The sequence below is a fragment of the Cronbergia sp. UHCC 0137 genome (assembly GCF_034932285.1).
GTDB lineage: Bacteria > Cyanobacteriota > Cyanobacteriia > Cyanobacteriales > Nostocaceae > Cronbergia.
The window spans coordinates 15,178-28,429 of sequence record NZ_JAYGHC010000002.1; the positions used below are offsets into that span (position 1 = coordinate 15,178).

General features: G+C 36.3%; 10 protein-coding genes. 6 read left to right on the forward strand and 4 right to left on the reverse strand.

The genetic code is table 11. The annotated features are described in order from the left end of the window. Positions 1 to 39: 39 nt before the first annotated feature. Both VB711_RS00865 and VB711_RS00870 read right to left on the reverse strand, forming a co-directional pair. The gene (locus tag VB711_RS00865; RefSeq protein WP_323283786.1) at positions 40 to 1,410 is read right to left on the reverse strand and encodes a DUF2330 domain-containing protein; all 1,371 of its coding nucleotides are present in this window, start codon (positions 1,408 to 1,410) and stop codon (positions 40 to 42) included. Between the two features lie 2 nt (positions 1,411 to 1,412). Beyond that, a complete protein-coding gene (locus VB711_RS00870) occupies positions 1,413 to 2,246 on the reverse strand; it encodes an RnfABCDGE type electron transport complex subunit D (RefSeq protein ID WP_323283913.1) in 834 nt (277 codons plus the stop codon). A 271-nt stretch (positions 2,247 to 2,517) separates the two neighbouring features. Here VB711_RS00870 and VB711_RS00875 point away from each other — a divergent pair, with 271 nt between their 5' ends. The 5 genes from VB711_RS00875 (at position 2,518) to VB711_RS00895 (ending at position 10,537) form a co-directional block, all read left to right on the forward strand. Then, entirely contained in the window at positions 2,518 to 3,192 is a 675-nt protein-coding gene (locus VB711_RS00875; RefSeq protein WP_323283787.1) for a polysaccharide deacetylase family protein, read from the forward strand. Between the two features lie 228 nt (positions 3,193 to 3,420). Then, positions 3,421 to 4,992, forward strand: a complete 1,572-nt coding sequence (locus tag VB711_RS00880; RefSeq protein ID WP_323283788.1) for a family 10 glycosylhydrolase — start codon at positions 3,421 to 3,423, stop codon at positions 4,990 to 4,992. A gap of 242 nt (positions 4,993 to 5,234) precedes the next feature. Continuing rightward, entirely contained in the window at positions 5,235 to 5,681 is a 447-nt protein-coding gene (locus VB711_RS00885) for a DUF29 domain-containing protein (RefSeq protein ID WP_323283789.1), read from the forward strand. Between the two features lie 196 nt (positions 5,682 to 5,877). Then, positions 5,878 to 9,516 (forward strand): Eco57I restriction-modification methylase domain-containing protein, encoded by a 3,639-nt coding sequence (locus tag VB711_RS00890; protein WP_323283790.1) that lies wholly within the window; start codon positions 5,878 to 5,880, stop codon positions 9,514 to 9,516. Between the two features lie 577 nt (positions 9,517 to 10,093). Continuing rightward, positions 10,094 to 10,537, forward strand: a complete 444-nt coding sequence (locus tag VB711_RS00895) for a DUF2267 domain-containing protein (protein WP_323283791.1) — start codon at positions 10,094 to 10,096, stop codon at positions 10,535 to 10,537. 712 nt (positions 10,538 to 11,249) lie between these two features. Here the strand turns inward: VB711_RS00895 and VB711_RS00900 are convergent. Beyond that, the gene (locus VB711_RS00900) at positions 11,250 to 12,083 is read right to left on the reverse strand and encodes a photosystem II manganese-stabilizing polypeptide (RefSeq protein ID WP_323283792.1); all 834 of its coding nucleotides are present in this window, start codon (positions 12,081 to 12,083) and stop codon (positions 11,250 to 11,252) included. Positions 12,084 to 12,721: 638 nt separating this feature from the next. On the opposite strand from VB711_RS00900, the gene VB711_RS00905 reads away from it, so the two are divergent. Continuing rightward, on the forward strand, positions 12,722 to 13,036 hold the full coding sequence (locus VB711_RS00905) for a hypothetical protein (RefSeq protein WP_323283793.1): 315 nt from the start codon (positions 12,722 to 12,724) through the stop codon (positions 13,034 to 13,036). Here the strand turns inward: VB711_RS00905 and VB711_RS00910 are convergent. After that, positions 12,964 to 13,252 (reverse strand): hypothetical protein (locus VB711_RS00910; RefSeq protein WP_323283794.1); only part of this gene is annotated, 289 nt, incomplete at its 5' end. The two genes, VB711_RS00905 and VB711_RS00910, sit on opposite strands and share 73 nt — an antisense overlap.

Consider the following 13,252-nt stretch of genomic DNA (forward strand, 5'->3'; position numbering starts at 1 on the left):
TTTCTGACGCACCTTATTTGATCTAACTAGCAACTGACGTTAAAATCCCCACCAACCTAAAAATTTATCCCACCAAGAAATTGTCAAATTACCAACAGATAACCTCATTTTTTCACGAATATCTTGAATTTTCCAGTTAGTTAATTTGGCTAGAGTTTGGGCTTCTTGTTCAAAACGTTGGGGTAAAGATCGTTTATATTGTTTACCTGCGGAACATTCAAGTTTTCCGGTGAAGGGATGTTGTAAAACATAACGTCCTTGAAAAGATTGTTGGTTAGAGGTGGTTTGAAAGATCAAATCTTCAGGGAATTTGTTGCGGGTGTAACGAACGTGTAACCGGGTAATAAATACGCTACTTGTAGGGAAGGGACGACGGAATTGTGGGATGTTATTATTTGCATTATTATCTAACCAAAATACACCTGCTTGTTTGAGTTCTTCTGAGTTGAGAGGTTCAGCCGAACAAGGATCACAACTACCCATATCCCAAGCGTATTCTAAAAAGGCTACTTTTTTATCTTCTTTGGTGTAAGAATTTTGGAACATGGATTTATAAAAGTCGCCAAATTCGTTTTTAACAAAGATGGGAATGTTGACATTAGAAGAAATTTTAACTGTGCGGTAATTGGTGATTTCTGCTTGTCCTTTGGGTGAAAGAATGTAAACAATTAAGTCTTGTTCGCTGGTGGAGTTCATCATCCCCAAACGAATTGGTAACATGAATTTGGGTGATTGGTAAGATATTTGTAAAGGTCGCAGACGTTGATAACCAGATTTGTCAAATTTATCTAAATTAACTTTAGCTACAAAGAATTTCATTGAGGAACGAATATAGGGTTTTAGTAATTCTTTTGCTCCTCTGGGTAGTTTGTAACCGTTGCGTCTGAGCCAAGTTTCTAAACCGCCAGATTCTTTTGCACTGAGGATCAAAATGTCGTATTCACCTACATTAAACTGGGCTTCAATGGTGACACCTAAACTATCTCTTGCTCTGCCAGTTTTCTTAGCAATCATACCTGATTCTGCGGCTGACTGTGGTGCATTCATCATCCGGTCTTGAAAGGCTGGAGCGCATGGGTCAGAGTCAAAATATTCTACTAATCGAGGGGCGCTAAAAGCATCTATTTTTTCGATAATTTGAGGTTGAGCAACTTTGACTTGTTCTTTTTTAATTACTGTTGGTACAGGTACAACCATAGCAAAGTCTTTAACTTGGCCTTGAAAGTCGTTAGCCATTGTTAATACAGTATTATTTTCGTCTCTGGCAATGATTACCTGTGAAGCTTTGTTATATAAATTAGCATCGGCTTTAGCTACATAAAATCCACAAAATGCCCAAGCGGTGGGTGTAAAAGATAGTAATGCTACGGCTATTACTAATAAGGACATTATTTGACGTAAATATTTCATTTCTAAACCTCTGTTAATGTTGTTTGAAAAGTTTTCTTTGACCAAATAAATCTAGGCGCAAGGCAAACTTGATCTATAAGTATGGTCAATGGTGCAAGGATGAATAAAGCCCAAAATACGGCGGTGGAAAGATAGAAATAGTTGCGTAAAATAAAGGTGAGGATGGCAATACATACAGCCCAAATAATTCGCCCAATTCTGGCGTTAGGAATTGACCGAGGATCTGTCACCATAAAGAGGGCAAATAGTAATAAAGATCCACTCATTAAGCGGTGTAAATAAACATCCCAAGTCCAACCTAGCCAAAGGTTACGCATGGCTTCTATGAGGGAGTATGCACTTAAAAAGGCGGCGGTAGTGTCCCAGCGGCCGATTTTTTGTAATACCATTCCTCCTGTGCCAATAAATAACAGTCCATACCACCATTCTTCACCCCATTGTCCGGGAGAAACCCAAGCGTCTGGTGTGAGAACTAGGGCGGAAATGATGCCAAAATTGGCGGGGTTAAAGAAGTGTTTTTCACCTATTTGAAAGACAAATTTACTGGCTATGGCTAAAAATGCGGCTAAAGTCATGGTTTTCCAATCTTCAGCCCGTAATAATAGGCTGAGTCCCAGGGAGGTGATGAGGGAACTGCGAATATTTGTTAGTGGTGGGAAGGTGATGTTTTTTTTGTTGGTTTGAATGAATGAAAATAGACTTTGGGTTATAATGCAGGTAGCGATCGCTGTGCCGATTATTTCTGGTTTCAATGTCCAGTCTCTTGTGCCAATTCCTAAGATTAGAAACAAGCTTAAAAACAGTATTTGATAGTCTCGTATATCTTTAAGCAAAATTCTCCCCCTTAATTCAGGGTTTTTTCGGTGATTGATTTTTCCTCAATTTAAACTAGAACTAAAGCAAATCAGATGTTGTTACAGAATTTGTTACAGTTCACCCGGCGACTAGAAGTCACGGCTACACAGACAAAACCTGCCTCCGCAGGTTAATAAATCCTGGGTTTTGTATTAGTCCACGGAGGTGGCCTTCCCTACGGGAAGCCGCTGCGCGTCATGCTTGTGTAGTAGCGACTTCTAGTCGCCCAATACTTTTAAAACTTATTTAAAAATGCAATTTGCTCCTTTATACCCAATTATTTATAAGATTCTTCAACCAACTTTTCCCGATTGTCTTTGGTGTGGGGACGGGAAAAATAAACGAATTGCGCTCACTTTCGATGATGGACCTCACCCCCAATACACACCGCAAGTTTTAAGAATTTTAGACCACTACAATATCCAAGCCAGTTTCTTTTGGTTGGGTGTATGTGTCAATCGTTCACCCCAAATTGCCAAAGCTGTAAGTAATGCTGGACACTGGATTGGGTTACATGGTTATGAACATCATAATTTTCCTACACTGTCACCCCAAAATCTTCAACAGAGTTTAGAAAAGACTCAAATAGCTATCTACAACGCTTGTAACTTAGATCCTGAAAAAGTGCGGGATGTCCGTCCTCCCAATGGTGTTTTTACTCCCACCACATTAAAGTTATTTCGACAGTGGAATTATCGGGCTGTGATGTGGAGTATTGTCCCAGAAGATTGGGTTAGACCTGGTGTGAATACTGTAGTCAATCGGGTGATGCAGCAAGTCAAAGATGGTTCGCTAATTGTGCTACATGATGGGGTTTGCGGTGGTGCAGATGTGGGAAAAACTATCGAAATACTGATTCCTCGGTTACTCCAACAAGGTTATGAGTTTGTCAGTGTTAATACTTTGTGGCAACGGAGAGAAATTTAATTATTAAAATAACCTATTCAATCAATAGCGATCGCTAACTGTACTTTACCTGATTAGAGCGATCGCTAGAGCCTATTTAATGATTTGATCAAGAAGTCGGCAACAGAAAACAGAATTTAGGAGTCTGGAAAGATTGGGCTTGAAAACCCTGATCACCAAAATTTGGGAAATTCACCCCCAAGTTCTTTAAATTCGTCTTGATGATCGTTTTTCCATCTACCTATTTATATGTCTAACCCTTCTCTGACCTTGCTCAAACACATATTTTTCAGGCCATCCCTGCGCCGGTCTTCCAAAACCCTCGTAGCCGTAGCTGTTAGCATTAGTTTGTTGATTTCCAATTTTGGCAGCCAACCCGCAACAGCCCAAGCAAACCAATATTGCCAATTATCATCCAAAGCCACCGAGGAAAAAGAAAACTTGCGTTTATTAGCACTCAAAGGCAATAAAGACGCTGAAAACCGCTACCAAAGTCTATTACAACAACACAGCAAAGAACTAGAAGAATGTCGTAATCGTAATTGGCCTAAAACCCAAGCAATTTGGCTGCGTCTGTATCCCTGTGATAGAGAAAAGGGAGAAGTCGCCAAAATTATGGATCACATTGTCAATAAAGGTTACAACGAAGTTTATTTAGAAGCATTTTATGATGGACAGGTACTATTACCAACCGCAAATAACCCCACAGTTTGGCCGTCCGTAGTGCGGACACCGGGAGCAGAAAAAGTTGATTTACTAGCAATGGGAATTGAGGAAGGGCGTAAACGAGGGTTAAAAGTTTATGCTTGGATGTTTACCGTCAACTTCGGTTATACTTATGGTCGGAGAGCAGACAGAGAACAAGCGATCGCTCGCAATGGCAAAGGTCAAACCAGCTTGTATGTTGTAGATGATGGCTCTCAAGTATTCGTTGACCCCTACAATACCCAAGCCAGAACCGATATTTACCGATTAGTACAAGAAATCCTCCGTCGTCGTCCAGATGGAGTCCTCTTTGATTATGTTCGCTATCCCAGACAAGCCGGTACTGATTCTATATCCACTAAAGTCAAGGATTTATGGTTATATAGTCCAGCCACTCAAGAGGCTTTTCTGCGTCGCGGTGAAAACTTGAAAGGCACAGAATTAATGCGTCGCTTTTTGCTCAGGGGATATATCACCGCAGGAGATATCAATGAAGTTGATAAACTGTATCCACAAGAAGATGAACCTATGTGGCAAGGTCGCATTATTCCACCCCCAGTTGAGGAAAATGTCGCCCAGGAAAATTCAGTTGAGCAAAAATCAGTCCAACAAAAGCCCAAATTAACAGCAGCCCAGAGACAACCTACATTACAATTTGAATTATGGCAATTGGCTGTAGCCCATGCGATGCAAGGAATTTTGGATTTTGTTGCCCTAGCTAGTTACCCCGCACAGCAGCAAGGCATACCCACGGGAGTAGTATTTTTCCCCGAAGGAAACAAAGTTATAGGCAAAGGTTATGATTCTCGCTTACAACCTTGGGATCGTTTCCCTAGTACCCAAGAATGGCATCCCATGTCCTATGCTACCTGTAGTAGTGCCGATTGTATTGCTACACAAGTGCAATCCGTATTAAACGCCGCTAAACCAGATACAAAGGTAATTCCCGCTTTAGCTGGTTTATGGGGAAAACCAATTAGTAATCGTCCTCCTTTAGAGGATCAAATGCAAGCTTTACGTCAATTTGCCCCTCAAATCAATGCAGTGAGTCACTTTGCCTATTCTTGGCAACATCCAGAAAACGATAGAGATCGCAAATCCTGCAACATTCGTTAAATTTACCTTTCAATCGTAGGTTGGGTTGACGCAAGGAAACCCAACATTTTCACCACTTTATTGGGTTATACTATTAAATCAAGTTGCTAGTTATCTAATTAATTTTTTAAACAAACCACAGAGGCACAGAGGACACAGAGAAAAGAGAAGAAACCAAATTTTTATTTTTAACTGAATTGTATTGGGATAAACCCTAATATTGAATTTTAGGCTTAAATGAACTTAACCGGAGACGAATATTAATGACTAATCAATCTTTTATTAATACCCCAAGTCTTTATGATCAAGACTTTTATCTATGGACACAAACCATTGTCGAACAATTAAAAAATAACAGTTTTAATCAAATAGATGTACCTAACTTAATCGAAGAAATTGAAAGCATGGGAAGAGGTGAAAAACGGGAATTAAAAAATCGGTTAATTGTCTTATTAATGCACATACTTAAATGGCAATATCAACCTGAAAAACGCAGTCAAAGTTGGCGTAGCACCATTACGGAACAGCGCATTTGCATTGATACATTATTAGAAGATAGTCCTAGCTTACAACCTTTACTTCAAGAAATATTTGTAGATTGTTATCAAAAAGCACGTCTTAAAGCAGCCGAAGAAACAGAAATTAAAATAAATCTCTTTCCACAAGAATGTCCTTTTAGTTTAGAAGAAACTCTGAAACATATTTTTTAAATTTCCAACGAAATGTAGGAGTTACGCATTGACAGAATCTATTAACCTAAGTTGCTAGTTAGGTAATTGATATTATTTTTTGTCTTAAATTACCTGTTGAATGTGGTTTAAAAATTTGTTCTTCTCATTTCTCTGTGTCCTCTGTGCCTCTGTGGTTTGTTTAAAAAAGTCTTTTTATTTTTAAATTTTTACCCAAATGAATCAAATCCAACCTAGAAAAGCCTTAAACAAAGCCTTCCTGAAAATTAAACCCAACAGGAACGAAATTGAACTATTTAAAAATAATCTAATTACACTACTTAATCAAATCAACGAAGCTGAATCAGAAGAATTTCATAAAAATCTCATAGCCGATTTTCTAAAAAATACATATTACGGTTCTGATCATTTTATCAACACAAAAGGACGTAATGATCTCGTTATTCACAACGGAAAAGATGCTAAAACTACCGTTGGGGTAATTTTAGAAGCTAAAAAGCCAACCAACAAAGCAGAAATGCTAAAAGTTGACAATCTTAACACCAAAGCATTTCAAGAATTAATATTATATTTTTTGCGTGAACGTATTACAGAGAAAAATTTAGAAATTCGCTATTTAATAGCAACTAACATTTACCAATGGTTTATCTTTGATGCAAATAGTTTTGAAAAGTCTTTTATTGAAAACAAAGCACTTTTAAATAAATTTACCGATTTTGAAGCCGGAAGACTATCCAGTAAAAAAACAGATTTTTTCTATAAAGAAATTGCTCAACCCGCTATCGCAGAGATTCAAGACAAAATTACCTTTACTTATTTTGATATTCGAGATTATCAAGAACATTTAAAACCTGGTCAAAATGCAGATGATCATCAATTGATTGCACTGTTTAAATTGCTTTCACCAGAACATTTATTAAAATTACCCTTTGTAAATGATAGTAACACCCTTGATAAAACATTTTACAGCGAATTATTACATATTATTGGTTTAACAGAAACTAAAGAAGGTAGTAAAAAACTGATTCAGCGTCAAAAAGAAAGTGAACGAAATACCGGTTCTTTAATTGAAAATGCAATTATACAACTTGATAGTTTAGATAAAATATCTAGACTGGAGAAATCAGAACAATTTGGAGAAACCTACCAAGACAAACTTTTTAATGTTAGTTTACAATTATCAATCACTTGGATCAATAGAATCCTCTTTCTGAAATTATTAGAAGCTCAATTAATCAAATATCACAAAAATGATCAATCCTTTGGATTTTTGAATTTAGATAAAGTCAAGAATTACGATGATCTTAATAGTCTTTTCTTTAGTGTATTAGCTCGCAAACCAAACGAAAGAAATGAAAGTGTAAAAAAACTATTTAGCAATGTTCCTTATTTAAACAGTTCTCTATTTGAACCAACAGATATCGAACAAGTAACCATCTTTCTCAGCAATCTTAGAGATGAAAATCTACCAATTTTTTCTTCTAGCGTATTAAAAGACAGCAATGGTAAAAAGCGAACAGGTGAAATTAATACCTTAGAATACCTGTTTGAATTTCTCAACGCTTACGATTTTAGTAGTGAAGGTTCAGAAGATATTCAAGAAGAAAATAAAAGATTAATTAACGCTTCGGTATTGGGTTTAATCTTCGAGAAAATTAACGGTTATAAAGATGGTTCTTTCTTTACTCCCGGTTTCATTACCATGTATATGTGTCGTGAAACAATTCGTAGAGCAGTTTTACAGAAATTTAATGAAATTAAAGGTTGGAATTGTGAAAATATTGATCAATTATATGACAAAATAAAAGATAAAAAAGACGCTAATCAAATTATTAATAATCTAAAAATATGTGATCCTGCGGTCGGTTCAGGACATTTTTTAGTTTCTGCACTCAATGAAATTATAGCAATTAAAAGCGAACTCAAGATTTTACTGGATAGACAAGGTAAAACATTAAGAGATTATCATGTAGAAGTTGTAAATGATGAATTGGTTATCACTGATGATGATGGTTTATTATTTGAGTATAATCCCAAAAATCAAGAAAGTCAACGGATACAAGAAACCCTATTTCATGAAAAGCAAACGATTATCGAAAATTGTTTATTTGGTGTAGATATTAATCCCAATTCTGTAAAAATATGTAGATTGCGGTTGTGGATTGAACTTTTAAAAAATGCTTATTATAAAGCTGAAAGTAATTACACAGAATTGGAAACTTTACCAAATATTGATATTAACATCAAATGCGGTAATTCTTTAATTAGTCGTTTTGCGTTAGATGCAGATTTGCGACAAGCTTTAAATAAAAATAAATGCAGTATAGAAAGTTATAAAAATGCTGTGCAAACTTACCGCAATGCTGAAAATAAAGAGCAGAAGCGGGAAATGGAAAGATTGATTGATGATATTAAACGTAATTTTAAAACAACATTACAAGGAATTGATCCAAATAAAACCAAGTTAAGAAAATTAGAGGGTGATCTTTATAATTTAGAAAATCAAATTTTGTTATTTGAAGAAACAAAAGCTGATCAAAAGGTGCGGGAGAAAAAGATTACTAAATTAAATAATGAGATTGATAAATTAAGAGTTGAAATTGAAGATATAGAAAGCGGTAAAATTTACGAAAATGCGCTGGAATGGCGTTTTGAGTTTCCTGAAGTTTTGAATGAGGAAGGTGATTTTGTTGGTTTTGATGTGGTTATTGGTAATCCTCCCTATATAGGAGGAAGAGAATGGGGATTAGGAAAAGCTGAATTTAGTTATTATTCAAATAATTATAAAGGTGCAGAATATCAATTTGATGCTTATGTATTATTTTGGGAATTAGCTACTGTTTTATCCAAAGATTTTATTTGCTACATCACTCCAAATACATGGTTAAATAATCAAAAAAACAATTTAATTAGAAATATAATCCTTAAATTAAATATCATAAAAATAGCTGATTATTCTAAAACAAAAGTTTTTGAAGATGCTACAGTTTTACCAATAATTACACTAATTCAGAAAAAAATTAACTCTACTAATCAAACAGAGATTTTAATTCCTAGTTTAGAGAATAATTCCCAGCTTATGAGTAAGTGTATAGTTAATCAATCTCTCTGGGGGCAAGATGAGTTAAAAATTATTAATATTGATATTACAGAAAAGGATGTTTTATTAAGAAATAAGATAGAAAATGCCAGCCAGTTATTAGAAGATTTAGCTGTCATAAAATTCGGCATTAAAATTTACGAAACAGGAAAAGGAAATCCCAAGCAAAAAAAAGAAGATGCACAAAATAAAATATTTGAAGCTAATTTCCAGATAGATGATACATATAGACCATATTTAGAAGGAAAAGATGTTAATACATATTTGATTTGTTGGCAAAATAGGTGGCTTAAATATGGTTCAAATCTTGCTGCTCCCAGAGATATTTCTCTTTTTGAAGGAGAAAGAATATTAGTAAGACGTATTGTTGGTAAAACACTTATTGCTTGTTACACTAATGATAATTTTGTCACCAGTAAGTTATTACAAATAGTCAAACCTTATAATCAGTCGCTTACAAAGTATATTCTGGGGATTCTAAACTCTAAATTAATGGCATTTTATTTTAAAAAGAAATATAACAGACAAGATATAACTTTTCCAGAAATTAGAATTTATGAACTTTGTTCTTTACCAATAAAGATTTCTAGTAATAAATTAGATTTAGAAAAATTAGTTGATAAAGTTCTCAACGCTAAAAAATCAGATCCGAACGCAGATACAACAGCATTAGAAGCAGAAATTGATCAAATGGTTTATCAACTTTACGAATTAACAGAAGAAGAGATTAAAATTGTAGAAGGAAATATCTCTTAGAGGGTGTTTGAAAAGTCTAAATTCATACTCGCCCTGGCGACTAGAAGTCGCGGCTATAGAGACAAAACCCACACTTCGGCAAGCTCAGTGACCGCCTCCGTGGGTTTCAAACCCTTAATCTTTCCTTAGTCCACGCAGGTGGACTTGGCTTGTGTAGTAGCGTTCGCGGTAGCGTGCCGGAGGCATCTTTATAATCGCCGGAAACTTTTCAAACATCCTCTTAGAGAAAGTAGGGTTTCACCAGATAGAATAATTGTAAAAGTAGGCTCAATACAAAAGTTTTTAGTTGGATCAAATAAATAGATCATAGCCCCCTCTTCGCTTGCTAAGGGTGGGGTGTTATGGACAATAACAGATAATTCCCAAATTGTGTGTACACCGTAGACTTGAAAGGGTGATAAATCAATAAACTTTAAGGGGGTTATTTTATCTAGAAATATTCTTCTAGAATGAAGTCAAAAAATATCTAGGTTTATAGAATATGGGAATGGCTGAATTTTAGATAGAACTGCCGTTGTCAAACCAGGATTTTTGGCAGTTTTTGAGGAAATTAAGTCCAAAAATAGGAGGGATAATTATGACAATGACGGGACTTGATATCTTTGATGCTACTGTTCAAAAGACCATGCCCTGGGTAAATGAATTAACAAAAGAACTGGGTTGGGAAAATAAACACCAAGTGTTTCAAGGCTTACGGGCTACATTACACGCATTGCGCGATCGCCTGACTGTGGAAGAAGCATCACATCTAGGAGCGCAACTGCCGATTTTATTAAGTGGATTTTACTACGAAAACTGGAGGCCGGGAAGTAAAACTCATAAAGATCGCACTAAAGAAGAGTTTTTCCAGCATATCCGTGATTACTTCCGCAATATTAATCCTGATCTTGATACTGAGTCTTTGGTGCGTGCTGTTTTCAAAATTATGGCTCAAAGGGTTTCCCCTGGTGAAATTGAAGATGTAGTTAATATGATGCCTCCAGCTTTGCGAGAACTATGGCCTGAAGCGGTGCGTAGTTAATAGACAAGAGACTTTCAAAAAATAATTTCTCGTTTAGGGGTGGAAAGTCCTCCACCTCTATTTTATCAGTGCGATCGCTCAAATTTTAATTGTCTGAATCAGGATAACCAGGATTTAAGGATTTACAGGATTGTTATTGATAAATTATCTGTGAATATTGGAATACTTTAAAATACAATTACAGCACTTTCACGCTCAAATTTTAATTGTCTGAATCAGGATACCCAGGATTTAAGGATTTACAGGATTGTTATTGATAAATTATCTGTGAATATTGGAATACTTTAAAATACAATTACAGTAATAGTCAAGAAGTAATAGTCAAGAAGTAACAGCTAATAATTTAACAGATAATTTATCAACCATCCTAAAATCTGTATTTATCACAGACAACCAAACAACCACATCCTGAAAATCCTATAATCCTGGTTATCCTGATTCAGACAAAAAACAATTTAACAGATAATTTATCAATCATCCTAAAATCTGTATTTATCACAGACAACCAAACAACCACATCCTAAAAATCCTGTAATCCTGGTTATCCTGATTCAGACAAAAAACAATTTAACAGATAATTTATCAATCATCCTAAAATCTGTATTTTCCACAGACAACCAAACAACCACATCCTAAAAATCCTGTAATCCTGGTTATCCTGATTCAGACAAAAAACCCCCTGTTGTCAGGGGGTAGATGGAATGAATAGGAATTAGGCTATACTTGGTTCAATCCGACCATAGAAAGAACCGCGGATTTTGACTTCTTTTGGTTCACCAGCGCCTAAATCTGTGTCAGATGGTTGCTCACTTTCAAACGTACCGCCTATTTCACCAGTTGCATTATCTACTTTAGTTACTCGTAGAGAAATCTTACCACTGAGAATGTCCACACGTTTAACGTTTGTGCGAGTCAATTCTTCATCATCAGCCTGGGCAGGTAAAGCTACAGCATTATCGTAGCCAGAAACGACACCACGACCTTTAGGATCTAGGAAAGCCGCACCACGATAGGAGGGAACTTTAAAAGTTCCTTCAAAGTCGGTGGAGGTGTTAATGCTGCTCAAATTGGGTTGACTTTGGGCAACTAAGTTTTTAACGGTGAAGAGAAAAGGTACTAATTCACCACCGGGAAGTTTGACGGTAATGGCTTGGAAATCAAGACCATCTTGTTCAACAAAGGTAAGGCTATTGTCTTCGTTGATTTTTAGACTGCCTTGCACTTGATCAATAGTAGAAGTGTATCTGGTTAATAATCTGCCAGGTACAAATTCTGCTTGTTGTCTTTTATTGGCTGGTTCTTCTTTAACAAAGAAATTGATAGGCTCTAAACAAAGTTCTTTAATGCTGTAAGACTGAGTAGCATTAATGGGAATAGAACCCCGGCTGGTTTCTGATAGTTGGGGGCATTTGTTAGCCAAACCAGTCCCGCGAATTTGTTCGTAAGTTAGTAAGTCTTTGCCGCTAGTAGATGGAGCATCACTGCAAGCGGTTATTAGCCCCAAACATAAAGCCAAGAATGCAACGATTAAAGCACGATACCTCATGGTCAACCTCAATGTCAAAAATTAATATCTAAATGGATGAGTACACCCTGATGCACAACAGGCATAAGCGCGTACTTGGAAAACGAAGTGGATTTTGTTTTTTGCTTTGCCTTTGCTATTGACAAAAACGCTGTCACCGATTGACTAAACTTATTCCAGGGCTTAAAGCCTAGTCATTCGCAGTGGGTCAACCACCGAGCGGGTTAAAGGGCAAACTCTTTATTCCTTGGTCTAAGACTGAGGAATTACTTTTCTGATGATATTAAATCACCTATTCACATAGGCATTTAATAACCTACCATTAAGTGTCGCCAATACATACCGCCCATTTTTGAATGGGAAATCAGCCAGATCATACGATTTTTTTTAACTCAAAATCAAAGTTTTGACTGCGTTCAACTACCGCACTTCGTTACAGAGCGGGAGGAAAAAGGGTTTTAGCCTTTTTTACTTTTCTTTACAAAGTTTGGTTTTATTCTGCTGACCTACTCACACATAGCATTTAATTCTATCAGAGGGTGTGGCAGAGATGTTGAGTAGGGATAAATTTGAGATAGTCGATTTGATCTGAATAAAAACGTTAAAGATACCAATGTTAGGTAAATTTGAGTTGAACTTGTTTAGATTGAGAAAATTGCATGAGTAATGTAGAAAAATTGCCATTAGGGGATTTATCCTGTAAATTGCAAGCGATCGCTATGGCAGTAGAAGATGCGTCCCAAGAGTGTCAAGGGGATGTAATAGCGCTGTTGACTTTGCTGCGACAGTTAGAAAAATTACATAAAGACATTCGGGATGGAGTATTTCAAGATAATTTACCTGATAATCGCCAAAGACTATACGCGCTGTTAAAAGATATTGAATCACAGGGGGGTTGGCCTTATATTGAACGGATGCGGCTACAAGCATTTTTAGTTAATTTGCCAATAGAATCGGAGGAAGAGGAGAGGTAATGGGTAATGGGTGATGGGTGATGGGTGATGGGTAATGGGTAATGGGTGATGGGTAATGGGTGATTGGTGATGGGTAATGGATGATTGGTGATTGGAACTGAACGATTTTCTTGTGGAGATGAACGATTCTCCTGTGGAACTGAACGATTTTCTTGTGGAGATGAATGATTTTCCTGTGGAACTGAACGATTTTCCTGTGGAACTGAACGATTTTCC